Annotated in this window: 28 protein-coding genes; 19 read left to right on the top strand and 9 right to left on the bottom strand. The window is 61.1% G+C overall.

Going from position 1 to position 23,492, the window contains the following annotated elements:
* Nucleotides 1–421 precede the first annotated feature (421 nt).
* The 5 genes from rpmH to WS66_RS29045 all read left to right on the top strand — a co-directional run bounded on the left by rpmH (nucleotide 422) and on the right by WS66_RS29045 (nucleotide 4,405).
* Nucleotides 422–556: a 50S ribosomal protein L34 gene (rpmH, locus tag WS66_RS29065; protein WP_004198824.1), complete on the top strand. Its 135-nt coding sequence runs from the start codon at nucleotides 422–424 to the stop codon at nucleotides 554–556.
* 15 nt (nucleotides 557–571) lie between these two features.
* On the top strand, nucleotides 572–1,033 hold the full coding sequence (rnpA, locus tag WS66_RS29060) for a ribonuclease P protein component (protein WP_059605250.1): 462 nt from the start codon (nucleotides 572–574) through the stop codon (nucleotides 1,031–1,033).
* Between the two features lie 75 nt (nucleotides 1,034–1,108).
* The gene (gene yidD, locus WS66_RS29055) at nucleotides 1,109–1,375 is read left to right on the top strand and encodes a membrane protein insertion efficiency factor YidD (RefSeq protein WP_006489939.1); all 267 of its coding nucleotides are present in this window, start codon (nucleotides 1,109–1,111) and stop codon (nucleotides 1,373–1,375) included.
* 8 nt (nucleotides 1,376–1,383) lie between these two features.
* Entirely contained in the window at nucleotides 1,384–3,042 is a 1,659-nt protein-coding gene (gene yidC, locus WS66_RS29050; RefSeq protein ID WP_059605253.1) for a membrane protein insertase YidC, read from the top strand.
* A 140-nt stretch (nucleotides 3,043–3,182) separates the two neighbouring features.
* A protein-coding gene (locus WS66_RS29045) for an IS3 family transposase (protein ID WP_108064678.1) occupies nucleotides 3,183–4,405 on the top strand; the annotation gives its coding sequence in 2 pieces (ribosomal slippage) (nucleotides 3,183–3,548 and nucleotides 3,551–4,405; 1,221 coding nt in all).
* An 83-nt stretch (nucleotides 4,406–4,488) separates the two neighbouring features.
* Here the strand turns inward: WS66_RS29045 and WS66_RS29040 are convergent.
* Complete coding sequence (locus WS66_RS29040; RefSeq protein ID WP_059602938.1) at nucleotides 4,489–4,926, bottom strand: helix-turn-helix domain-containing protein; 438 nt, start codon at nucleotides 4,924–4,926, stop codon at nucleotides 4,489–4,491.
* Between the two features lie 329 nt (nucleotides 4,927–5,255).
* Between WS66_RS29040 and mnmE the strand changes: the two genes are divergently transcribed.
* Both mnmE and WS66_RS29030 read left to right on the top strand, forming a co-directional pair.
* Nucleotides 5,256–6,650 carry a tRNA uridine-5-carboxymethylaminomethyl(34) synthesis GTPase MnmE gene (gene mnmE, locus WS66_RS29035; protein WP_059602941.1) on the top strand — a complete coding sequence of 465 codons (1,395 nt, stop codon included), beginning with the start codon at nucleotides 5,256–5,258 and terminating at the stop codon, nucleotides 6,648–6,650.
* A gap of 243 nt (nucleotides 6,651–6,893) precedes the next feature.
* Nucleotides 6,894–8,123, top strand: a complete 1,230-nt coding sequence (locus WS66_RS29030; protein ID WP_059602943.1) for a tyrosine-type recombinase/integrase — start codon at nucleotides 6,894–6,896, stop codon at nucleotides 8,121–8,123.
* 312 nt (nucleotides 8,124–8,435) lie between these two features.
* On the opposite strand, the gene WS66_RS29025 is transcribed toward WS66_RS29030, so the two are convergent.
* Nucleotides 8,436–9,011: a recombinase family protein gene (locus tag WS66_RS29025; protein WP_011402625.1), complete on the bottom strand. Its 576-nt coding sequence runs from the start codon at nucleotides 9,009–9,011 to the stop codon at nucleotides 8,436–8,438.
* Between the two features lie 437 nt (nucleotides 9,012–9,448).
* On the opposite strand from WS66_RS29025, the gene WS66_RS33835 reads away from it, so the two are divergent.
* Nucleotides 9,449–10,003 carry a hypothetical protein gene (locus WS66_RS33835; RefSeq protein WP_159086592.1) on the top strand — a complete coding sequence of 185 codons (555 nt, stop codon included), beginning with the start codon at nucleotides 9,449–9,451 and terminating at the stop codon, nucleotides 10,001–10,003.
* 81 nt (nucleotides 10,004–10,084) lie between these two features.
* Here the strand turns inward: WS66_RS33835 and WS66_RS29020 are convergent, their stop codons facing one another.
* Both WS66_RS29020 and WS66_RS29015 read right to left on the bottom strand, forming a co-directional pair.
* Nucleotides 10,085–11,023: an AlbA family DNA-binding domain-containing protein gene (locus WS66_RS29020; protein WP_082728955.1), complete on the bottom strand. Its 939-nt coding sequence runs from the start codon at nucleotides 11,021–11,023 to the stop codon at nucleotides 10,085–10,087.
* A 406-nt stretch (nucleotides 11,024–11,429) separates the two neighbouring features.
* Nucleotides 11,430–11,708 carry a hypothetical protein gene (locus WS66_RS29015; protein WP_236872965.1) on the bottom strand — a complete coding sequence of 93 codons (279 nt, stop codon included), beginning with the start codon at nucleotides 11,706–11,708 and terminating at the stop codon, nucleotides 11,430–11,432.
* A gap of 219 nt (nucleotides 11,709–11,927) precedes the next feature.
* On the opposite strand from WS66_RS29015, the gene WS66_RS29010 reads away from it, so the two are divergent.
* From WS66_RS29010 to WS66_RS28970, 9 genes are all read left to right on the top strand, one after another.
* Entirely contained in the window at nucleotides 11,928–12,785 is an 858-nt protein-coding gene (locus WS66_RS29010) for a hypothetical protein (RefSeq protein WP_236872964.1), read from the top strand.
* Between the two features lie 118 nt (nucleotides 12,786–12,903).
* A complete protein-coding gene (locus tag WS66_RS29005; protein WP_082728957.1) occupies nucleotides 12,904–13,170 on the top strand; it encodes a helix-turn-helix transcriptional regulator in 267 nt (88 codons plus the stop codon).
* Entirely contained in the window at nucleotides 13,167–13,442 is a 276-nt protein-coding gene (locus WS66_RS29000) for a hypothetical protein (RefSeq protein WP_059602949.1), read from the top strand. Before WS66_RS29005 ends, WS66_RS29000 begins: the two co-directional genes overlap by 4 nt.
* Before the next feature lie 353 nt (nucleotides 13,443–13,795).
* On the top strand, nucleotides 13,796–13,972 hold the full coding sequence (locus WS66_RS34175; RefSeq protein WP_179955270.1) for a hypothetical protein: 177 nt from the start codon (nucleotides 13,796–13,798) through the stop codon (nucleotides 13,970–13,972).
* On the top strand, nucleotides 13,965–14,267 hold the full coding sequence (locus WS66_RS28990; RefSeq protein WP_059602952.1) for a hypothetical protein: 303 nt from the start codon (nucleotides 13,965–13,967) through the stop codon (nucleotides 14,265–14,267). Before WS66_RS34175 ends, WS66_RS28990 begins: the two co-directional genes overlap by 8 nt.
* Nucleotides 14,260–14,472 carry a hypothetical protein gene (locus WS66_RS28985; RefSeq protein ID WP_059602955.1) on the top strand — a complete coding sequence of 71 codons (213 nt, stop codon included), beginning with the start codon at nucleotides 14,260–14,262 and terminating at the stop codon, nucleotides 14,470–14,472. The genes WS66_RS28990 and WS66_RS28985 overlap by 8 nt, the downstream gene beginning before the upstream one ends.
* On the top strand, nucleotides 14,465–14,812 hold the full coding sequence (locus WS66_RS28980; RefSeq protein ID WP_082728954.1) for a hypothetical protein: 348 nt from the start codon (nucleotides 14,465–14,467) through the stop codon (nucleotides 14,810–14,812). Before WS66_RS28985 ends, WS66_RS28980 begins: the two co-directional genes overlap by 8 nt.
* A gap of 10 nt (nucleotides 14,813–14,822) precedes the next feature.
* Entirely contained in the window at nucleotides 14,823–15,245 is a 423-nt protein-coding gene (locus WS66_RS34515; protein WP_236872963.1) for a hypothetical protein, read from the top strand.
* Nucleotides 15,246–15,367: 122 nt separating this feature from the next.
* Entirely contained in the window at nucleotides 15,368–18,220 is a 2,853-nt protein-coding gene (locus WS66_RS28970) for a DUF927 domain-containing protein (RefSeq protein ID WP_059602961.1), read from the top strand.
* A 1,319-nt stretch (nucleotides 18,221–19,539) separates the two neighbouring features.
* Here WS66_RS28970 and WS66_RS34685 read toward each other — a convergent pair.
* The 4 genes from WS66_RS34685 to WS66_RS34170 form a co-directional block, all read right to left on the bottom strand.
* Nucleotides 19,540–19,665: a hypothetical protein gene (locus tag WS66_RS34685; RefSeq protein WP_006750105.1), complete on the bottom strand. Its 126-nt coding sequence runs from the start codon at nucleotides 19,663–19,665 to the stop codon at nucleotides 19,540–19,542.
* Nucleotides 19,666–19,814: 149 nt separating this feature from the next.
* A complete protein-coding gene (locus WS66_RS28960) occupies nucleotides 19,815–21,173 on the bottom strand; it encodes a GGDEF domain-containing protein (RefSeq protein ID WP_059602964.1) in 1,359 nt (452 codons plus the stop codon).
* A gap of 111 nt (nucleotides 21,174–21,284) precedes the next feature.
* A complete protein-coding gene (locus WS66_RS28955; RefSeq protein WP_006756942.1) occupies nucleotides 21,285–21,533 on the bottom strand; it encodes a DUF2795 domain-containing protein in 249 nt (82 codons plus the stop codon).
* Nucleotides 21,534–21,639: 106 nt separating this feature from the next.
* Nucleotides 21,640–21,810: a hypothetical protein gene (locus WS66_RS34170; protein WP_006489933.1), complete on the bottom strand. Its 171-nt coding sequence runs from the start codon at nucleotides 21,808–21,810 to the stop codon at nucleotides 21,640–21,642.
* A 152-nt stretch (nucleotides 21,811–21,962) separates the two neighbouring features.
* Here WS66_RS34170 and speG point away from each other — a divergent pair, with 152 nt between their 5' ends.
* A complete protein-coding gene (gene speG / locus WS66_RS28950) occupies nucleotides 21,963–22,505 on the top strand; it encodes a spermidine N1-acetyltransferase (protein WP_059603008.1) in 543 nt (180 codons plus the stop codon).
* A 150-nt stretch (nucleotides 22,506–22,655) separates the two neighbouring features.
* On the opposite strand, the gene WS66_RS33830 is transcribed toward speG, so the two are convergent.
* Nucleotides 22,656–22,859 carry a hypothetical protein gene (locus WS66_RS33830; protein ID WP_159086591.1) on the bottom strand — a complete coding sequence of 68 codons (204 nt, stop codon included), beginning with the start codon at nucleotides 22,857–22,859 and terminating at the stop codon, nucleotides 22,656–22,658.
* Between the two features lie 146 nt (nucleotides 22,860–23,005).
* On the opposite strand from WS66_RS33830, the gene sap1 reads away from it, so the two are divergent.
* On the top strand, nucleotides 23,006–23,353 hold the full coding sequence (sap1, locus tag WS66_RS28945; RefSeq protein ID WP_059602967.1) for a surface attachment protein Sap1: 348 nt from the start codon (nucleotides 23,006–23,008) through the stop codon (nucleotides 23,351–23,353).
* Nucleotides 23,354–23,492 lie beyond the last annotated feature (139 nt).

Genomic DNA, 23,492 nt, shown 5'->3' with positions numbered 1-23,492 from the left:
CAAGTAGCTGTCGTTTTTTGCGTGCACAGCGCGGCTCGCCGGCGCCCTTGTCGCGATTGCGCAACAAGGCCCGAAGCGGTCGTGCGAGCGTGCCTCGGACGCCTGCGTCACAGTCTTGGAGGGGCAGGCGCGGGCCGAAGCGGCGTGCGGGATTCTTGGAGATAAGGCGAGATTCTAACGCCAAACGCGGCCACAGCGGGACTTATCCACAGGCTGCGGTTGTGGGTCGCGGGGCCGGATCGGAGTGGCTCGGCACAGGCGAGCGGCTCCTAAAGTATTGACCGTCAAGAGAAAAACGGTTTAAATAGCGGGTTCCGCGAAAACCAATCCTGTATTCCCGGCGATTGCGTTCGCCCGAATGCCTCCGGTTAAGGGCACGCGGTCCCCTGAATTTCGACATTCTCGAACAAGTGAGAACATCATGAAACGTACTTACCAACCGTCCGTGACGCGCCGCAAGCGCACCCATGGCTTCCGTGTCCGCATGAAGACGGCAGGTGGCCGCAAGGTCATCAACGCTCGCCGCGCGAAGGGCCGCAAGCGCCTCGCCATCTAAGGCAGGTTGCGCGCTGTGTCCGCCGTCCGCAGTCCCGCGGAAGGTGCCGTCGAGCCGGGTGCGAATCCGTCGCAGACGAAAGCCGCCTTCCCGAAAGCTGCGCGACTTTTGAAAACGGATGAATTTTCATCCGTTTTTCGTTTGCGCCCCTGGCGGCGTTCCGCGCACTTCGTGATTTACGGCAAGCCGACCGGCCAGCCTGCCCGCCTGGGGCTCGTCATCGGCAAGAAGTATGCGCCGCGTGCAGTCACGCGTAATCTCGTGAAGCGGCTGGCGCGCGACGCGTTTCGCCTGCGCCGCGCCGAATTCGCCGGTTACGACCTGCTGCTGCGGCAGCACACGCGCTTCGACAAGAAAGCGCTGCCGAGCGCGGCTTCCGCCCCGCTCGCGGCGATGTGCGCGGCCGAAATCCGCGAGCTGCTCGACAGGGCGGTTCGGGAGATCGAGCGCCGTGCGTCGAAGCCCGCGTCCGAGTGACGCATCCGTTCGCGGTGCGGCGTTCGCGCCCGCCCGGCCGGTTTTGACGCGGTGCCGAATGGCGCCGCCCAAGGTATGAAAACGGTATTGATCGCCTTGCTGCGCTTCTACAAGGTTGCCGTGAGCCCGATGCTCGGCAACCGTTGCCGTTTTTATCCTTCCTGTTCGGATTACGCGCGCGAGGCAATCCAGTATCATGGCGCCGCGCGCGGCACGTATCTCGCCGTCAGGCGCGTGTGCCGATGCCATCCGTTTTCCGCGGGCGGCATCGACCTCGTCCCGCCGCCCAACTCCGACACTCGCGCTCGCGGCGAAGCCGACGCGCGGTCCCATCGACTCTGAGACAACGCATGGATATCAAACGCACCGTCCTATGGGTGATCTTCTTCATGTCAGCTGTCATGCTGTACGACAACTGGCAGCGCGACCATGGACGCCCGTCGATGTTCTTCCCGAGCGCCACGCAGACGGCCCCCGCGGCCGCGGCAGGCGGCGCGTCGGGCACGGGCGCGACGACGACCGCAGGTGACGCACCGGCCGCCGCGGCGGGCACCGCACCGTCGACGACGGCGCCGGCCGCGCAGGCGCAGCTCGTGAAGTTCTCGACCGACGTGTATGACGGCGAAATCGACACGCGTGGCGGCACGCTCGCGAAGCTGACGCTGAAGAAGCAGGGCGACGGCAAGCAGCCCGACCTTTACATCACGCTGTTCGACCACACGGCCGGCCACACGTATCTCGCACGCACGGGCCTGCTCGGCGGCGACTTCCCGAACCACAACGACGTCTACACGCAGGTCAATGCGGGCCCGACGTCGCTGACGGGCGACCAGAACACGCTGAAGCTGTCGTTCGAATCGCCGGTGAAGGGCGGCGTGAAGGTCGTGAAGACCTACACGTTCACGCGCGGCAGCTACGTGATCGGCGTCGACACCAAGATCGACAACGTCGGCACGGCACCGGTCACGCCGACGGTCTACATGGAACTGGTGCGCGACAACACGGCCGTCGAAACGCCGATGTTCTCGCACACGTTCCTCGGGCCGGCGGTCTACACGGACGCGAAGCACTTCCAGAAGATCAACTTCAGCGACCTCGACAAGAACAAGGCCGACTTCGTGAACTCCGCCGACAACGGCTGGGTCGCGATGGTGCAGCACTACTTCGCGTCGGCCTGGATTCCGCAGCAGGGCGTAAAGCGCGACATCTACGCTGAAAAGATCGATCCGACGCTGTACCGCGTGGGCGTGAAGCAGCCGGTGGCCGCGATCGCACCGGGCCAGTCGGCCGACGTGCAGGCACGCCTGTTCGCCGGTCCGGAAGAAGAGCGCATGCTCGAAGGCATCGCGCCGGGCCTGGAACTCGTGAAGGACTACGGCTGGGTGACGATCATCGCGAAGCCGCTGTTCTGGCTGCTCGAGAAGATCCACGGCGTCGTCGGCAACTGGGGCTGGGCGATCGTGCTGCTGACCGTCCTGATCAAGGCCGTGTTCTTCCCGCTGTCGGCCGCGAGCTACAAGTCGATGGCGCGCATGAAGGAAATCACGCCGCGCATGCAGGCGCTGCGCGAACGCTTCAAGAGCGATCCGCAGAAGATGAATGCCGCGCTGATGGAGCTGTACAAGACCGAGAAGGTCAATCCGTTCGGCGGCTGCCTGCCGGTCGTGATCCAGATCCCGGTGTTCATCTCGCTCTACTGGGTGCTGCTCGCCTCGGTCGAAATGCGCGGTGCGCCGTGGATTCTGTGGATTCACGACCTGTCGCAGCGCGATCCGTTCTTCATCCTGCCGGTGCTGATGGCCGTCTCGATGTTCGTGCAGACGAGCCTGAACCCGACGCCGCCGGACCCGGTCCAGGCGAAGATGATGAAGTTCATGCCGATCGCGTTCTCGGTGATGTTCTTCTTCTTCCCGGCCGGTCTGGTGCTGTACTACGTCGTGAACAACGTGCTGTCGATCGCGCAGCAGTACTACATCACGCGCAAGCTCGGCGGCGGCAAGAAGGCCTGACGCATGTCGCACACGCGGGCGGCCAGCCGCCCGCGATGCGCGTAAAAAAGCCGCATGGTTTTATCCATGCGGCTTTTTTGTTTCCGGTGACCCGTCCAGAAATAGGTTGACACTTTTTCGCCGAAACGAAGAGGTGCCAAATGGAGCAAGGGATCAAGCGGACGCAGCGGGACTACAGCCTGGCTTTTAAACTGTCGGTGGTGGCGCAGGTCGAAAAAGGCGAACTGACGTACAAAGAGGCACAGCGACGCTACGGCATCCAGGGGCGCTCGACCGTGCTGGTATGGTTACGTAAGCACGGCTTGCAGGATTGGGCCGATCCATCCGGCCGTGCGCGATCGGGTTCCACCATGTCAAAGCAAGACTCAAAGCCGCTCACACCGGAGCAGCGCATCAAGGAGTTGGAGACGCAGTTGCGACAGGCGCAGGAGAAAGCCGCGCTATTCGAAGCCGTGGTCGACGTGATGCGCAAGGATTACGGGATCACCGTAAAAAAGCCTTCAGGCAGGTCGTCGCGCAAAAGCGGATCGAAAAGCTGAGCGTCGAGCGGGCCTGCCGATACATGGGTATCAGCCGCCAAGCGTATTACAAGCGATGCCGCAGCGAGGAACACCGTTGCTCGCAGAGCGAGACCGTCACTGCGCTGGTGCGAGACGTGCGGCTTCGCCAGCCGAGGCTGGGCACACGCAAGCTCCATCATCTGCTCGGGCCAGCGTTGGTCGAGCGCGGCATCAAGCTGGGGCGAGATCGGCTGTTCGACGTGCTGCGTGCCGCGCGCCTACTGGTCGTACCGCACCGGGCGTATCACAAGACCACCCATAGCCATCACCGCTTCCGGCGTCATCCGAATCTACTGAAACCCGGGCCGGATCAAATCGTGCCGACCGGCCCCGAACAAGTGTGGGTGGCCGACATCACGTATCTGCCGACGGCTGGCCCGTTTGTGTATTTGAGTCTCGTCACGGATGCGTTCTCGCGCAAGATCGTCGGTCATCACGTTCACGACAGCCTGCAAACCGAGCAGGTCAGTCAGGCGCTCAAGAAGGCGTTGCGCAAGCGCCGGAGCCGGCAGCCGTTGATCCATCACTCCGATCGCGGGGTCCAGTACTGTTCGACCTACTATCAGGACATCCATCGGCATCACGGCCTGCGCTGTTCAATGACGGACGGCTACGACTGCTATCAGAATGCGCTGGCTGAGCGGGTCAACGGCATTCTCAAGGGGGAGTTCCTGTTGCAACGTCCTGCGGACCTTGAACAGGCCGCCAAGATGGTCGAACAGTCGGTACACATCTACAACTATGAACGGCCACATGCCGCGCTGAAATACAAAACGCCCGATGCGGTGCATCGGGCGTTCTAGCGCCTGGATACTGTCAACTTATTCCAGGACTTGACACGGCGGATGGTGGCGCGGCGGCGTGTGCGGAGTCCCACCGCTGCCGTTCAGGCTTTCTTCGCTTCGATTTTCGCGTCGCTGCCGTAGAACTGTTCGATCAGTTCCTGAACGAGGTAACGTTGATGCGGCGGTAGCGCCTCGATCTTCGACGCGAGTTCGATCGTCTCGGGCGTTGGCGGATAGCGCTCGTCGCGCGGCAGCGGTTGCGGCGTCAGATGTTCGGTCACGCTCGGCGATGGGCCGTAATGCAGCCAATGCAGTTCGACGCGCAACCAGTCGGCGAGCGTTTCGAGTTTATCCGGCGTCGGAATCGTCCGACCGGTCAGCCATTTGTGCGCGGTTTGCGGTGAAACCGGTTGCGCACCGTGGTGACGCAGATTGAACCGGTTCGCGAGTTCGGTCGCGCCGGTGACCTTCTCCGGGCTGCGCCTCAAGGCGAATTTCAGGCGTTCCGAAAACGCTGATTTTTCTTCGGGTGTCGGCATGGGGTGATTGTGCAATTCCACCGACGCCTATCAGACAACCGTGTAGGCTAAACATAGCTCATTTAGACGAATCCGAACTTGCCGCGGAGCGTATCGAGGAATCGGGAGCCCGGTCAATCGGACCGGCATACTCGTCTGAAAGGGACAGTACGTGTCGGCGTGGAATAGATACTCGCCTTAGCTCCGTCGGGATAAATTCGGGCGATTCCGAAACCGACGCGGCGTCCGGTGGCGTGCAGGCCGGCACGCTACAATGCCGGCGTCCCGATGCCCAAACCGTTGCGCGGGCGCATCATTGACCCTCTGTTCATCCGATTCATCCGATTCCCATGCTTGCTACCGATTCCGATCCGATCGTCGCCATTGCCACTGCTGCCGGCCGGGGTGGCATCGGCGTCGTCCGCGTTTCGTTCGGGCGCGGCGGCGAGGCGGCCGCGCTGCCGCTGATCGACGCGTTGTGCGGGCAGCGGCTCGCACCGCGCCATGCGAGCTACGTTCCGTTTCTCGACGAGCACGGCGCGCCGCTCGACCGCGGGATCGCGCTGTATTTCACCGCGCCGCATTCCTACACCGGCGAGCACGTGCTGGAACTGCAGGGGCATGGCGGGCCCATCGTGATGCAGCTGCTGCTGCAGCGCTGCCTGGATGCGGGGCGCGGCTTCGGGCTGCGGCTCGCGGAACCGGGCGAGTTCACGCGGCGTGCGTTTCTGAATGACAAGCTGGACCTGGCGCAGGCCGAGGCGGTCGCCGACCTGATCGAGGCGAGTACCGAAGCGGCGGCGCGTTCGGCCGGGCGCTCGCTCGACGGCGCGTTCTCGCGGCAGATCCACGCGCTCGTCGAGGATGTGATCACGCTGCGGATGCTAGTCGAGGCGACGCTCGATTTCCCGGAAGAGGAAATCGACTTCCTGGAAGCGGCCGATGCGCGCGGCAAGCTCGCGAAGATCCGCGAGGAACTGGCGCACGTGCTCGGCGATGCGCGCCAGGGCGCGCTGCTGCGCGAGGGGCTGTCGGTCGTGCTCGCGGGGCAGCCGAACGTCGGCAAGTCGTCGCTGCTGAATGCGCTGGCCGGCGCGGAGTTGGCGATCGTCACGCCGATCGCGGGCACGACGCGCGACAAGGTCGCGCAGACGATCCAGGTCGAAGGGATTCCGCTGCACATCATCGATACGGCCGGGTTGCGCGAGACGGAGGACGAAGTCGAGCGGATCGGGATCGCGCGGACATGGAGCGAGATCGAGCGCGCGGACGTCGTGCTGCACCTGCTCGATTCGCGCACGGGGATGACGGCGGACGACGAGGCGATCGCGGCGCGGTTCCCGGTTGGCGTGCCGGTGGTGCGGGTGCTGAACAAGACGGATCTGACCGGCGTGCCGGCGTGCGTCGAGCATCCGGCGGCCGAAGGCGACCTGACCGAGGTGCATCTGTCGGCGAAGCGCGGTGACGGGATCGACATGCTGCGCGCGGAGCTACTGCGAATCGCGGGGTGGCAGGCCGGGGCCGAAGGCGTTTATCTGGCGCGCGAACGGCATTTGATCGCACTGCGGGCTGCGCAGGCGCATCTCACGCAGGCGGCCGATCATGCGGAGCAGAGGGCGCAATCGCTCGATCTGTTTGCCGAGGAACTGCGGCTCGCGCAGGAGCAGCTCAATGCGATTACCGGTGAGTTCACGTCGGATGATCTGCTGGGGGTGATTTTCAGCAGGTTTTGTATCGGAAAATAAGTAGTCGCCCGCCGTCACCTAAGTTTTGCAAGAAAGAAGCCGCAAAGCCCCGCCAGAAATAGATCGACTCCCCATATTCCCCAAAGTTTACCAATCGACAACTAGCAGTTTTTGGCATACAAGATGGCATACACCGCGCCTCTACGCGAAATCCTGTATGCCAAAAATACCTCATGGCCTTATCTGGCAAGCGTTTCCGGCCGAGGTAAACATCAAGAATCTGTATGCCAAAAGGGGAAGACCATGCCGAAAGTCGTTCAACCGCTGACCGATACCCGCGTCAAGGCATTGCAACCGAAAGCGGCCCGCTATCCTGTCTCTGACGGGGGCGGTCTGATTTTGGAGGTGATGCCATCAGGCTCGAAATTCTGGCGCTACCGCTACTCGCTCCATGGCAAGCGCCAGCCGCCCGTGACGATTGGCGAATATCCGGCCGTCAGCTTGGCGGCTGCTCGTGAGCGCGCCCGCCGATATGCGGAGATCGTGGCTGGTGGCGTTTCCCCAGTAGCGGATGCTCGGAAAGATCGGGGCACGACCAAGGCGCTCAATACCGTGCGTGAGTTCGCTGCGTACTGGCTCGAACAACAGATGACGGACAAGTCGGCCGAGTATCAGCGGACGACGAAACGCGCACTCGAAAAGGACGTGTTTCCGGCGCTCGGCAGCAAGCCGGTATCCGAAGTGACCCCCGGCGATGTGCTGGCGATCTGCGACCGGATCAAGAAGCGCGGAGCGCCGAAGATGGCGTTGCACACCCGCAATGTCATCAAGCGAATGTACGAATATGCGATTGCGCGCCAGCTCGTGACGATCAATCCGGCGCAGGCGGTAGTTGCCCGTTTTATCGCCACGCAGGAGAGCCGCGACCGCGTGCTATCTCCCGACGAGCTCGGGCACGTGCTGCGCGCCGTCTATGCATCGAGTATCCGCCGACCGTTGAAGCTGGCGATTCATCTGCTGGTGCTGACGATGGTACGCAAGTCCGAATTGATCGAGGCTAGATGGTCCGAATTCGACCTGGATGCCGCCGTGTGGCGTATCCCGTCTGATCGGATGAAGAAACCCCGCGAGCATTGGGTCTACCTTGCTCCGCAGGCCGTGCTGATGCTGCGTGAGTTGTATGAAACTCGCACGAGCCAGCAATACGTGTTTCCTTCATCTCGCGGTGCGGATCGGCCAATCGCCAAGAGCACGTTAAACCAAGCCGTACGGGCGCTCGATATGGAGGTTCAGCACTTTGTGCTGCACGACTTCCGGCGCACCGCCAGCACGCACCTTCACGAGATGGGGCAACCGTCAGACGCAATCGAGAAGGCGCTTTCGCACACCATCACGGGAATCAAGGGCGTATACAACCGTGCGGAGTACGCGGAACAGCGCCGCCACATCCTCGCCCTGTGGGCCGCTTTCGTTGAGGCTCAGATAGACGAGGGGCGCAAGGTGATCCTCGGCAAATTCGCGGCGAATGGGTAGTTGCTACGCGTCGCCGGAATGAAATGTCATGGGAACAGCGGGAACAATGGGAACAGATGGCGTAGAGGATTGATTTGTCTGGATTATTTTGTTCCCAAGTTGTTCCCAAACACTCATATATCTTGGGAACAGACCGGGTACAACTGCCTGCGGTATGCGACGCTATGGTGGCCGACTTCGCCGCCGCAATTGAATGGGCCTCCCTGCTGGAACGCTACGCGCAAAGAAGCTCCCCGCGCCGCCGCCTCCCGCGCGTGGGAATGAAAACGGGCCTTACGGCCCGTGAAAAAGTGACTTTGAACGGTCGGGGCCTTACGCCGCGTCGCGTACCCGCATGATCGTCTGACGGCTTGTGTCGTACTGCTTCGCGAGGCTGGCCACGCTTGCCCCTTCGCTCAACCGCTGCCTTACCTCGTCCTGCTGTTTAGGGGACAGGGCGGATGGCCGCCCCATCGCTTTCCCTTCCGCCTTCGCTCGCGCGATACCGGCCTGCGTTCGCTCGATCAATAAGTCACGCTCAAACTCGGCAACGGCGTTCAATACCTGCATCGTCATCCGGCCGGCCGCGCTTGTCAGGTCAACGCCGCCGAGCGCAAGGCAATGAATCCGGATGCCGCGTGCCGCCAACGCCTCAACTGTTGCACGCACGTCCATCGCGTTCCGGCCGAGCCGGTCGAGCTTTGTCACGATCAACACGTCGCCTTCTTCCAGTCTGCGGAGCAAGTCCGCAAACCCCGGCCGCTGGTCCGCGCTTACGCTACCTGAGATGCTTTCCGTTACGACCCGGCGCTTGTCGACATTGAAGCCAGCCGCCTCGATCTCGCGGAGTTGGTTGGCTGCCGTCTGGTCGGCCGTGCTGACGCGGGCGTATGCGAAGGTTCGGGACACCATGCACTCCAATGTGTTCGAAAAGGGTGTACGAATTATAACCCCTGTACGAAAATAGCAAAGCCTTATTTTCGAACACCCATTCTTACCCATGTCCGCAAGGGAACGGTTTCGGACATGCGCGTTGGATTAAAAGCCGACAGCCGTCCTGTCGGGTGCCGGAGGCGGGTGGGGAGGTGTCACAAGTCGAGTGGCAACGATCGCAACCCACTTCTGCGGTTCGAAGCGATGCCCGCGCACTGACCGCTTCCACGGCGCAACGGCCGTTGTAGAATCCCCAGACCTCCGCGTTGCCAGTAGCGGCGTAATGCGGAAACAATTTTCGTGCCCGAAAAGCCCGCTTCCATGACTCTCAGAAACGATCAGGGTAAGTTCAGCAGAGTGCGGGGACGAGTTGGAGGAGGCAGCGTCCATTCTGACAATATGGGAGGCAATCAATGAATAAGAACGAAATCCTATACAAATGGATTCCCTACCGCCTTCAATCTATCGATAGCATGATGTGGGCGTATAACATTCACGATGAACTTGGTGTGCCGAGAGAAATGGAAGTTTTCGTCGGCGGCAAGAAAATCCTCCAGGGCAACGTGAATGCGCTGCTAAATCCCATGATCGAAGTAGGATTAATTCATGCGAGATCTTTACTGGAGTTTTTAGGTCTGAATGCAGAAAAGGGGAGGCTTGTTGCAGCAAAAAATCGTCGACGGGATGACATTGCCATCGAGCACTTCGAAGCTAACGGTATGGCTTTGGAAAAGGTTGCGCCCGCTACAGCATTGGACACCTACAATGGCCCGAAAGCCGATGCAGAGAGAGCGCTAGTGTCTATATTTGAACTCGCCAACAAAGGGTTGGCTCATCTTTCAAATGCGTTTCCTACGCAGTACACGAACGTCGAACTTGACATTGCGCATAGAGGTATCCGAACTTTGTTGAATAATAATCTGTACGTCAAATTGGGAATGCTGATACCAGAACCACCTAGACCATAAACGAATGGTCAGGCGTCGAGCTGATGTCTCGTATGTCGTATCCATTGCAATAGAGTATTGCTGGGGATGCCTTTGACAAGGTCAGATCTTATCCCATTTCAGCTTACCTCCATCTATCCACATCTTGCACATTGCCGTACATGGCGCGCATTCAAGTGACGTAGCAGTGATGGTGACAACACCTCCGTCCTTGGACAGCACAGGAGGTCTCCAGAAATTTCCGCTAGGTGGCGCAAGCAAGCCTATAAAATCCGCCCCGGCTTGTTCCGATGATATCGGTTCTCCGTACATGGCCAAACTGACGAGCCGCTCCTCTCCGGGATTAAGACTGAACGCGTCCATCCGAAGCCATCTTTCAGGTCTGACGGCATTGGCACTCGGTGCCTCGAAGTGGATTTTGCAGTTCGTTAAATGCGTGTTCCCAGTATTTTTTATTCCAACCAGTACGGTCTTTGTAATATTGACGGCGTTGTGTTTCTGGGTATCGACGTAAGGATCGTCCTTTCCAATAATTATAGAAAGCTTATGTACAGTATTTATACGAGATTGTGCGGAATCAGATTCACCCATTTTGGCAATCTCTTCTGGATTCGCTTCGGCCGTAGAAGATCCACGTCGTACATATACGGTCCCGGCCTTCACCTTCCCGAAACCTTTCGGCGAATAGAACGGGCGACCCTGCGGCGGAATCGTAAAAAGCCCGAGAGTCTGCCCTCTGAAGTCAACGGACCGATAAGAAAACTGTATTGGGCGATTGACCTTTGCGTTCACGAACTGCTGTAGTCGAGAATCGTCGATATCATTGTCTAAACCGACGATATCCTTCGATCCATCACGTACGCCTATCACGATGTATGCGGTTGTTGTTCTCCATGCATTCGCAAATGCCAAAATGTCCTTCAACAAGGAAGACTTGCTATCGTCGTCCGTGTTTTCGAACGGATACTGTTGAAGTTTGAAGTCCAGCGCATCGCCTTCGCCGCTGTAAAGCAACCTTTCTATAAGGAAATCGTCTTCCATAGTGGCCATGTCCCGCTACCGACGCATTTTAGTTGTGGGCTCATCCGTGAGGTTGTCCGTGAAGTTAGCCAGATTTCCGCGCAGTTGTCGATGATCCTACCAGTGTGTGCTTGAGACCTATAAGACGCCGAGCCGATCCGCTTTGCTGACGTCCCCCGCGCCTAGCTGTATTGCCCAATTTGTCCACATCAAAGACTCGAAGGTCCATTGACAATGTGGAACGGGGCGTTCGAGCGTCCTGTCATGTGCGCTAGCATATGTCGGAAAGTGGCCGCGTGCAGTTTCAAGCAAGAAGCATACGCAACCTGTGCTGCACGAGTTTGCGATCGGCTGCGCGCGACCCGAAGCAGTCGTTCGTGTCATTCAGTCTCGGCCGTCGACGGCGCGTCTGTACCCGCGCTACGCCTCAGCCTTTCCACCATCCGATTGACCGGCCCAATTCGAGAATGAACACGCCGAAGGTGCCTACTGCCGCCAAGATAGCAAGAACGCGTTCAAATGACCCCAAGGTGACTGGCCTTTGAATAACCACTTTCTTGCCGTCCCAATACAATTCACCAGTTTCTGTGTGTACCCCAATGAATGACGTCCCATCAATGGATATGGAGCGCACACCATCAGGCCACTCCGGCGGTCGTTCGGCCGAATACATAGTTTTGCGCAAGCTCTGCCAATCCGTGTTCATGAGTACCCCGCGTGGTTTATGGTGATCGATTGTCAACCATCCAACTCGAGCTGTCGAACGCCTCCAAGTGGCAGGTCTCGAGCTTAATACACAGACGGGTCCGCGTAGCAAGTCGTGAGAAAATGCGGTTCGTCGAGCCTAGGGCGGCCACCCGAAAACCGGACACCTTCACCGGCTGGCTCGGCGTTCTTCGTGGAGGGCGCATATGAAGGATGCGCGATGAATCTGGATTTTTGTTCTGGGGTGCCCGATCCGGTGCGGCAGGCATACATCCTTGTCGATGCTGTTGATACACCGTACTCGGAAGCGAGTGTTGAGGCGGCTAGGCGACTCGTTCGCGATCCTCGGATGGAGACGTTCTACCAGTCGGAATCACTTGCGTGGGCGTACGGATCGAATGCCGATACTGCATGGCGGCTTTGGTTCGATGCAGCACTCTGTGCGGCGGACAGCGACGAGGACAAGTCGCGCGAGGTCATCAAGCGGCAACAGGCGAATGTGTCGAAGCTTGTGCAAGTGCTCGACGAGGCTCGCGATTTGGTCAATGACATCGAACAGGACGAGGCGAGCGCGCGCATTTCAATCCCGATAGAGTTTTCGGACGTCCTTCATCTGCTTGAGGCGACCGCTCGGCATCCAGGAATTGTGGACGACTACGACCGGGCGCGATACGAGGCCAATTCACGCCCGCGACTCGATGAGATATTTCGTTTTAATAGCAGCTCCGCCTGCTTTATTCCATCCGTTGCACAACTGTTGACCGGACTATATGTGGCTGCCTCCGGGTTGGAGGTGCAGCTAGCTAACCGTGAAACGATCCCTTGGCGCGGGAAATTTGCAGCCGACCAATTGACATCGCAGAAAAGTAACAAATATCGCGCATATGTCCGCACCGTTGATCGGGCTATGTGGGAAGCGCGTGACGAATATGTCGACGAAAATCACACGGAATGCTGGCGACTTCCCGATTCGCTCCTTGCGCTCCAGTGCAAAGTCGCTTTGGGCGAGAGCGACCTAGAAGGGTTTGTAGAGCGTATGCGGAAGCATCGGCTTCGTTTCAATGGCGACGATTTATAGGCCGGAAGATTTTCAAATCGACAGGGCAAAAAACGTTCCGTTTGCCGTTTAGTCGTGCTCCCTTAAATTGCAGACTGTCTTTGCCAATAGTGGCGCAGACATGCTTAAGGAAGCACAAATGCCAGTAAGAAGCACGCCCGCACTGCTTGCCCCGGACACTTTGCCGCTTGATGGTCTTTCCAAATGGCGCGATCTGCGTGGACCAATCCGCTTGTCCCGTGAAACTGTTCGCAAGCGCGAACAGGAGGGGAAATTTCCGCGTTCGATCCGGTTATCTCAGAGATGCACCGTCTGGAAAAATCGCGAGATCCATCGTTATCTCGCCGACCCGCTGAACTATCGCGCTGACGATGTGGCGGCCGAAATGGCGGAGGGCGCGCGATGACGAGCGCAACGAGCGCGCGTGCGGTCGCGCGTGAAACCAAAAGACAGGCCGACGCAGAGTTCTACGATTGTGAGCTGAATCGCTTGTACGAACTGTTTTCGGATGTATGTGACCGTGCTTCGGATGAGTGTCGCGTCGAAGCGGCGCGGATGATTGTTGTTGCGGCGGCCGTCTTTGATCGTGATTCGAAGACGATCCCGTCGCGGGCCAAGCATGCAATCCGGCTACTGAAGGAAGCCATTTTCATGCTCGATCCGAAGGTATCGGCATGACGGCTCGCCAAAGTCACTTTGTCATGCCAGCGCACGGCGGGCATTGCCCCACCTTCTCTGGTCCGTTCTCCTCCCGATTTGCACGTCGCGACGGCGCGCAGTATCCTGTGGGCGTCGCTGACACAGAAGCGACCGGGTTTGGAAGCCCGATTGTTCCAAGGCGGACGACCGCCGCAGTGCGGTTTTTTTACGTCCGTGTGCCTTCGCGCGCCTCTACGATCAATGGGTGGGCGACGGTGGGGAGGCTTCGGCCTGCCGGTTCCCTTGGACGCCGGTCTTCCAACCCTGCTGTCTGCCCGCCCACCCCATTTGGAAGTGGGGAGCGGGTTCAACCCGTCCAAGGAGGTCGCGCAATGCGCCAGTCCACGCACGCCCATACCGGGCAGCAATCCCACGTCATTCAATCCATCGTCCGCGCAGCACTGCGCGACGCAGCAACCGCCAACACGTATCAAGACGCGCTTGATACGACCGGCGCGGCACTGGCCACCATTGCGGCGCTCGTCCGTGCGGAGGTGCGTCATGGCTGACCTGCGCTGCAAGATTGGCGATCTGGCGATCGTCACGAAATGCGATGCTCGCGCACGCATCGGCATGCTGGTTGAGGTGGCATCGGCTCGTCCGACGCCCGATCACGATTGGCGCGTTCGGATCTTGGGCGGCCCTGTCACGGGGCGCAGCGTCTACGACCGCCGATTCGGCGAGTTCACGCATGCAGCCGTCCACGACTGGAACCTCACGCCGATTCGCGGCGAAGCGGAGCTGCATTGCACGGTCGACGTCGGGCAACTCCTCGCGTCGATTCTGGAGGTGCGCCATGCCTAATTTCCGCCTGCCTAACGAAGTCACGATGATCGCCATGTGTGCCGCCCATCAGTTCGCCCACCTCGAAGCACTGTTCGATGCCGTGCGTTCGCATCTCCCGGAGGGCACCTACGAGCGCTCGCTCGTCGACATGGGGCAAGGTGTTGCGAGCCGGTATTCGGCCGAAATGCGCCGCGCTGCGCAGCCGGAGGTATGCCATGACTGATCAACGCATCCGAACCGCGGTTGTCGACGGATTCGACAATGCGCCGCCTCTCGATACCGGCGCTCCGATTGAGCTGCAATTCGCCGTCGATCTTGGCGCTATCTGCGCCGACGCATGGCTAGACCTGAAAGGCGACGTGCGCCTGCACGATTACGCGGCACATCAAACGATGGCCTTTGTTCGCGGACTGGAAGGCTCGATGCGCGAGGCCGGCGAGGTTGATGCACATCGGGTCAATATAAGTCGACATGCGTTCGCGGCCGGCTTGATGGGACGCGTGCAACAACACCTGTTCGCGGCGCTGGGCGTCGTTACGCGCGATCCGCGCACGACGCACTGAGGGGGCGGGCATGGCAACGAAAAACAACAACGCCACGCGCGCCGTTTTAGGGGCGTCTTCCGGTCAGGGGCGGGGTGCGGGCGTTATGTCCGTGCATGCGGCCCGCGTCGTCAACCTAGCGGTGTTTCGCGCAAAGATGGAACGCAGTGCGCCGTCGCACGTCGGCGATGCGCGTGTCCTGTCGTTGGCCGACTCTGGTGCAGAGAACATCGAGAAACGCCGCAATCTTGTTCGTCACAAGTTGCTCACGACGGTGTGCGATCCCGCCGATGCGCCGGTTGCATACGTCGCGGCATTCATGCATGGCGATGGACGTTGCACGATAGCGGGCGATGGAGTCGAACGGGAGTTCGCGGGAATGCTCAGCGACGGCCTGTCGGCATTGATGGGGAAATTGGAGCGTCATGGCGCGGGTCTGCCGGTAACAGGCTGACCTGAGCGACGGCGCGGTACTCGATGCGTATCCGATTCTGTATCGTGAGATGCGATTCGTAGTGCTAATCGGGTATTCATCGATGCCGCGCACCGAAACGGAAAATTATGAGCAACACACATATGACCGAATTCGAGCGGGCGAGAGTCGCGCTCGGTTATATCCCGCCCGACGACCGCGATACGTGGCGTCAGGTCGGGATGGCGCTCAAAGCTGGGTTTGGTGAGGAGGGCTTCTCCCTCTGGAACGAATGGAGCCAAGGCGCGCAAAGCTACAGTGCGAATGATGCGCGCGACGTATGGAAGTCGTTCAAGGGCGGAAAGATCACGATCAGTACGCTCTTTCATCTTGCGAAGCAAAGCGGCTTTGACCCGCGCGCGCACCGTGCAAAGCCGGTCGATCCAGTGGAGCGCGAGCGGCAGAAGGCCGAGCGCGCTGCCCGGGAGGCGGCCGAGCTGGCCGCACAAGCCGAAAAACAGCGAGCGGCGGCGACGCTCGCTGAGTCAATCTGGGCGGCGGCCGAGCCTGCGCCGGCCGATCATCCGTATCTCGTCCGCAAGCGCATTCCGGCCGGCGATCTGCGCGTCTATCGCGGCAATCTACGCATTGGCACGGCCTCGTGCGACGGTGCGCTGCTCATCCCCGCACGCGACGCGGACGGCAAGCTGTGGACGCTGGAATTCATTCTGGAAGACGGGCAGAAACGCTATCTGCCGAACGGCCGCAAGTCCGGTTGCCTCTCGATGATTGGCGGCGCGGTGTCGTCCACGCTGCTGATTGGCGAGGGTTACGCGACGTGTGCGACGCTTGCGGCCGCAACGGGTCATCCTGCTGCCGTCGCATTCGACGCGGGGAACCTGATGGCCGTCGCGACCGCGTTGCGCGGCCGGTTCGCGGCCGCTCGCATCATTGTGTGCGCCGACGATGACCACACGACGAAGGGCAATCCGGGGGTGACGAAGGCCCGCGCGGCGGCTGACGCCGTGGGCGGCGCGGTTGCGGTTCCCGACTTCGGCGCGGATCGTCCGGTGGCCGGAACAGACTTCAACGACATGGCGGCGCATCGTGGCATGGATGCCGTGGCCGAAGCGGTACGCGCTGCGCACGCCGTGGGCGGTTCGTCGGCTGCCGATAAGAGCAAGGTCGCCCCGCCCGCGCCGAAGCCCGCCAAGCGCCCGAAAATGACGCAGACGGGCGACGGGCGGGCACGGTTCCGCGTCGATGGCCGGGGCGTCTGGTATGAGGGCTACGACCGCGACGGAAATGACCTGCCGCCGCAATGGATCTGCGACCCGCTGGAGGTCGCGGCCGAGACGCGTAACGAGGCGAACACGGAATGGGGCGTGTTGCTCCAGTTCGAGGACCGCGACGGCAATCCGAAGCGGTGGGCGATGCCGCGCCGTATGTTGGCGGGCGACGGTGCGGAGTATCGCGCGATCCTGCTGGACATGGGCTTGAACATCGACCCGTCATCGTCCGCGAAACAACGGCTCACAAGCTACATTCAGACGGCGCGCAGCGATCAACGCGCACGCTGTACGAGCCGGATCGGCTGGCATGGCAACGCCTTCGTCCTGCCGGATCGGACCATAGGCGCGGGTGACGACCTGACGATTTTTCAGACGGACGGCAGTATCGAGAGTCATTTCAAGCAAAGCGGAACGCTGGACGACTGGCGGCGCGAGCTGGCCGCGCTCTGCGTCGGCAATAGCCGCCTGATGTTTTGCGTGTCGAGCGCCTTCGCTGGAACGTTGTTGCGGTTCTCAGGGCAGGCGTCGGGCGGTTTTCACCTGATGGGTAACAGCACGGTCGGCAAGACTACGGCGTTGCGCGCGGCCGCATCGGTGTTCGGCGGGCGCGACTACCTGCGAAGCTGGCGGGCCACGTCGAACGCGATGGAATCCACGGCCGCGCAGCATAGCGACGGCTTGCTGATTCTCGATGAAATCGGGCAAGTCGAGCCGAAGGAGGTGGGCGATATCGTCTACATGATCGGCAACGAGGCTGGCAAGGGGCGTGCGACCCGCAACGCGACCGCGAAGCCCGTGTTGTCCTGGCGGTTGCTGTTTCTGTCGAGTGGGGAAAAGACGCTCGCGTCGATCATGGGCGAGGCGAGCAAGACGGCAAACGCCGGTCAGGACGTGCGACTGGCGACGCTGCCGGCCGATGCGGGGCATGGATACGGCCTCTTCGAAGAGTTGCACGGGTTCGCGACGCCGAAGGATCTGGCGGATCATGTTTCCCGCGCCTCCGGCCAGTATTACGGCGTGGCGGCGATGGAGTTCATTCGGCACACGGCCGAGAACGCCGACCGCATGCGCGAGACCGTAAGCGGGATGATTGCCGCGCTTGTGGCTGATTGGGTGCCGCACGGAGCGGACGGACAAGTCGCGCGGGTTGCACAACGGTTCGCGCTTGTCGGCGTCGCGGGCGAGATCGCGAGCGAGGCAGGTTGCACGGGATGGAGCGAAGGGCGCGCGATTCAAGCGGCGCATGCCTGTTTTAAGGCGTGGGTTCGTGAGCGTGGCGGCGTGGGGAATGCTGAAACTACGGCGATGCTTCGGCAGGTTCGGGGCTTTCTGGAAGCGCATGGCGATGCCCGCTTTACGTGGGTGCAGCGCACTTGCGACGATCACGCGGGCAAAACCATGCACCGCGTCGGGTTCAAGCGGATGGTATCGGAGGGTCGCGCTGTCAATACGAATCGGGAATACATGGCGGAGTACGGCGAGAGCATCTCGCCGGCCGATGCGGAACGGAGCGATATTGAATATCTCATTCTGCCTGAGGCATTTCGCATGGAGGTATGTCGTGGATTCGACTATCGTGCCGTAGCCAAGGTGCTTGCTGAACACGACGTATTGGCCGTTGAGAGCAAGAGCGGCCGCCCGGACTCAAAGCAGCGGGTTGGCTTTCCTCAGCCGATCCGCGTTTATTGCCTCCGCTCGTCCATTTTCTCCATCGATATCAACTAGCAGTCCGCGCCCGTGCCGAGGTGTCGGCGCGGGGCATTCTTTTGCGCGTGAATTGCCCTCTGCCGCGCTCAAAGTTACTTTGGCGTCGTGTTCCAGAGCGGACCTGTCGCGCATTGGCCGCCTGTCAGATTGTTACCGTGTAGGGGATAATGCGGATGCCAGTTCCCAAGCTACTAATTTCGGCTTGGGTACGGCCCAAACCCTTGTCCGATAAGGGTTTTGGCGTCTTGTTCCCAAAATCCCCTCCCGTTTGTTCCCGAATGGATGGGAACCGCCGAAAGCCCTTATGGTATTGGCTTTCAGCCATTTTGATTGGTCCTGTTCCCATGTTCCCAAGAAAATTGAGCAATGGGAGAGGTGCGCGTGGAGGTGGCGCAACAAAGGCAGACTCAACACTGGCAAGGCTGGGCGAGCGAAACGGACGGTTAGCGGCGATGCTTCTACCGGGGGGTACGATGCGACGCACCTTCGGCGATTGTTGCCGTCAGGGCAAAGGTTGGGTGGGCGGAAAGCGGGGGACCCTGCGTCTAGGGCAAAGACGCGGGGGCTCACACCCGCGTGTTTTTCCTACTGTCGGCGCGCCTAAGGGGGGGCATATTCATACCGGAATAGCAGGGGCGTGGTGGTGCTGGGAAGTCTGGAAATTCTGGTGGGAGGCGCGTAACAAGGGGGTCATAGTCGTTGAGAGCGGAAGCGGCAATCCGTGCTGCCTGCCTGCTGGAGCGGTCCCTGCTGAGTCTGTATCCTCGCGCCGTCAGCGGCCTTGTCAGCGGCGCTAAGAGTGCCCCCGCCCCGCCGCTACTCGCGGTCTTGGATCGTCGCTGCGTGCGACTTACTGGCTCGCTAGTCACGAGGTGAGACGCGGGCGCTTAGATCGTCAGCAGGTGGTTAGCCAGAGGCGCAACGCTTTTTTGGCACACAAGTTGGCATACAAAATTTCAATCGTCGTGTCGGATCATTGCTAGGTAAGGCTTTGCGGCATTTCGCTAGGTTATGTATCGGTGAGCGGGCACTTCACGTCCCGCTGTTTCCCTTTGGCGCATCGGTCCCGTTCCGGGATGAGTGCCTTGTCGATGGCGGACGCCGTGCCACGCACCGAGCGGCGGACCATTCAGCGCAGATGTCGGGAAAGCTTGCCGAGATCGGCCTCGAATTCGAGGCCAGATGTGATGTCGTCAGAATCCAGGGATCCGCGCCGAAGCCTTGCGAAGACTTTCCCGCGGTTCATGAGGAAAGACGCGATTGCCGCTTCCGCCAGTCCGGATCAATCGGCTGATCCGATCCGGATGGCGCAATCGCGGCGGCCGGGGCGGAATGCATCAATCCCAATGCCGATGATGATGGTAATACCCGCCACCGCCGTAATACCCGCCACCATCGGGCACCACGATACAGCCGCTCAGCAACACGGCCACGCCGGCAATCAGCAAAAGGGTTTTCTTCATCGCGTTCACCTGCTCGGATTCGACATGAATCCAGCATAGCGAGCGCCGTCGACACGGGCTGTAAGCGATCGTTTCCCGGTGCCGCAATCCGTAACGGCGGATTATTCCGGTCACAATGACCGTAACAAATCGCCAATCCGCAGACGTTTTCACGCCATGACGACGCGGTTTCGCCCCGCATCCTTCGCGTGGTACAGCGCGGCATCGGCGGCTTCGATCAATGCATCGGGCGTCGACAGATCCTCGACCGACACCGTCGCGCAACCGACGCTGACGCTCACGCGCCCCGCTGGCGACGAAGGCATCGCGAGATCGAGCCGCAGCACCGCTTCGCGCGCTTCCTCGGCAACGATCCGCGCACCGCGCGCACCGGTGTTCGGCAGCACGATCGCAAACTCCTCGCCGCCATAGCGCGCGACGATATCCGCGGGACGCCGCACCACACCGGTGAGCGCATTCGCGACGGCGATCAGGCATGCATCGCCCTTCACGTGACCGAACGCGTCGTTGTAGGCCTTGAAGTGATCGACGTCGATCATCAGCAGCGACAACGGCTCGCTTTGCCGCCGCGCCTGCAGGAACAACGTGTGGAAGTGATCGTTGAAGTGGCTGCGGTTGAACGCGCCGGTCAGCCCGTCGCGTGCGGACGAACGAACCAGCGTCGCATGTGCTTCGAACAGCTCCTGATACAGCTTCGTCACCTCCCATGCGAGCACGCACACGAGTACGCCGGGCGTGAACATGCTGAACATGCGGGCGAGATACCAGCCGACCGTGAAGCGATTCGTGGTCAGCAGGTTCAGCGTCGTGTCGGTGAGGCAGGCGAGCACCGCGATCGCGAGCCACAGGTCGAGCGTCGTGCGCAGCCGGCCGGCGGCCAGCACGGCGACGAGCGCGAGCGCATTGAGGATCCATACGACCAGCGCGATCCCGTTGACGGGCAGTACGGCCGCGTCGGCCGGCGGATGGAACGCGGGCGGCAGTGCCACGTTCAGCGCGAGCACGCACAGCAGCGCAGCCGCGATGGCAGGGCCGCCGACCAGCGCGAACGTCCACAAACGCGTCTGCGCCGCGCCGACCGGCGCACGCGTGAGCCGCTCGCGAGCGAGCAGCGCGGCCATCACGAAGCACGGAAAGCCGGCATGCCAGAAGACCCACATCCACGCGGCGCTTTGCGGACGTGCGCCGAGCAAGCCGTGCGGCGCGAACACGCCGGGAAAGGTGAGCAGCTGCAGCGCGACGGCGAGTGCTGTGAACGCATAGGCGCCGCCGAGCGCGCCGAGCACGGGCTGGCGGGTGACGGTGAACTGCGCGCCGAGGAAGAAGGCGGCGATGCTCGCGGTGGTGAACACGGTCAGCGCGCACATCGGCATGAACGGCTCGACGGCCGGCAGCGCGACGTTCGCGTGAGGCATGGCGATCCCGAGCGCGAGCACGATGACGAGCGCCGTCAGTGCGCCGAACCAGAGCTGACGACGCGTCGTGTGCTGGATCAGAATGCCTTCCATGGATTTCCCCCGGGCGCTCGTGCGGTCACGCCCGGTCTTGGCGCCGGACGGCATGCATCCGGCCGCGATGCGACCGGTGCGGCCCGATCCTATCGCGTTATTCGCGCGCGCTCAAATCCCGAGGCCGGGGCCGAAGTTGCCGGCGACCCAGCGCGTGACGGCATCGACGTCCGCATAGTCCTGTTCGGGCAGGCCGTCGAGCATCGACAGCACTTCGTTGCTCGCGCCGGCGTCGCGTGCAGCGTCGACGATCGCATCCTTGTTCGCCGGGTAGCGGACGGCGGCCAGCACGTCGGCGATCTGCAGATCGATCGCTTCGCCAGGGATATCGTGCGGAGGGAGGGCGGGTTTGTCGTTCACGTCGGCGTCTCGCGGGTTCAGCGGGAATGGGTTCGTAGCGGAAGGGGCACCGTTCGGCTCGGGGCGACCGGCCCCGGACGGAGTGCCTGCGGGGATGGCGATCGACTCAGTGCCCGCGCCGCACGCGACGCCACGGATGCTTCCAGTCGATATGCGGTGCGTTTTCGTCGCGCGGGTGCTGCCGCCGATGTTCCTGCCACAGTTCGTCGGAGAACAGTGCAGCCACGATCACGAGTGGCAATACGAGGAAGATGCCGAGTATGACTTGCTCGATCACGATAGCCTCCTTGCGGTGGCAGGAACCCTTGTTCCCATTCTAGGCTCTGAACTTCGCCCGCGGTCAACTTCTTGCAGCGCGGAACGCGCTCCGGTCGCCGTGCCGCGGCACGGACGTTTCACACGCACGCGGGCATCAAAAAGGACACGACCATGCAACTCCAGAACGACAAGCACACGCTTGCACTGCGGCCGCTGGAGCGTCAGGACCTGCGCTTCGTTCACGAGCTGAACAACGACGCGAAGATCATGCGCTACTGGTTCGAGGAGCCGTACGAAACATTCTCCGAGCTGTCGCAACTGTATGACCGCCACGTGCACGACCAGCGCGAGCGCCGCTTCGTCGCGGTCGATCCTCAGGACGAACTGGTCGGCCTCGTCGAGCTGATCGAGCTCGACTACATTCACCGTCGCGGCGAGTTCCAGATCATCATCGCGCCCCAGTGCCAGGGGCGCGGCTATGCGGGCCAGGCGACGCGCCTCGCGATCGAATATGCGTTCAAGGTGCTGAACATGCGCAAGCTGTACCTGATCGTCGATACGTCGAATGCGGCGGCAATCCACGTGTACGAGAAATGCGGATTCCAGCACGAGGCGGAATTGAAGGAAGAATTTTTCGGAAACGGCGCGTATCACAACGCTTATCGCATGTGCATCTTCCAGCGCGATTATTTCGAGCGGCCGCAATCAGTCTGAATAACGCTGGATAAAACACAGGTGAAGACGCCCCTGCGGCCACGCGCTGCGGGCGCACGGCCCATTCGGGAAAATACGGGTAAATACGAGTGCGCTTATACCTGGCATTTTTCTTGTATCAGGTAAATCCGGTTCCGCACTGCGGTAAATTCATATCGTTTCGGATGACTTTGTGTGCAACGCATCAAAATGGTCTCGATATTGAAATGAATTATCCAAACCGTTCAACCGGCGTATTGCAATTTCGCTGACGGTCTTGCGGGACAACGCATTGCGCCCGGCGGCGCGGGCGAATTCGCCTGATGACAGCCGCCGCCGCGCGTGCGCGGCAAGCAAAAAATCGGAGGTGCGCATGGTGCGACAATTCGTCGCTATTGCGGTCGCACAACAAATGTGCTTGCTATCGCTTGCCAGTCTTCTAAATTGAAAAACGCGGGTTCACGATCACCTTTAAACACATAGCTAACCGAGCCTGGTGCCCGCAAGCCTGGAGACAGAACATGATGAAGCGTACCGGTGTCCTTTTCGCCCTTGTCGGCGCATTTTCCCTGGTGTCGATCGCCCAGGCGGGCGGCGATGCGGCTGTCCAGCCGAAGCAGGAAATCCAGCTGACGAAGAACGCATGGGGCTGTCTGTCGAAGGACAATCTGGACTCCGTACTGAGTCACGAGCGTGACGGCAAGTCGCAGGCGAAGCAGCAATACTTCGACGACTACCGTTGCCTGTCGGTGCCGGAAGGCCAGCGCTTCCGCGTGGTGTCGGTCGATCAGGGCGACGTCCAGTTCGTCAGCGCCGACAACAGCGACCAGCAGGGCCTCTGGACCGATTCGCGCTTCGTCAAGCAATAACCCGCACGCACCTCTCGCACCCGCGCGCCGGCCGGAACTGCCGGTGGCGCGGCACGAACGCGGCCCGGCCGATGCCGGGCCGTCGTGCTGTGGAGCGCCCGTCACGCGCCGGGCGGCGCGCATTCGGTATCATCACGGC

The sequence above is a fragment of the Burkholderia sp. LA-2-3-30-S1-D2 genome, assembly GCF_001523915.2.
In the GTDB taxonomy this organism is placed as follows: Bacteria; Pseudomonadota; Gammaproteobacteria; order Burkholderiales; family Burkholderiaceae; genus Burkholderia; species Burkholderia diffusa.
This window is presented reverse-complemented; position numbering and strand designations above follow the sequence as displayed.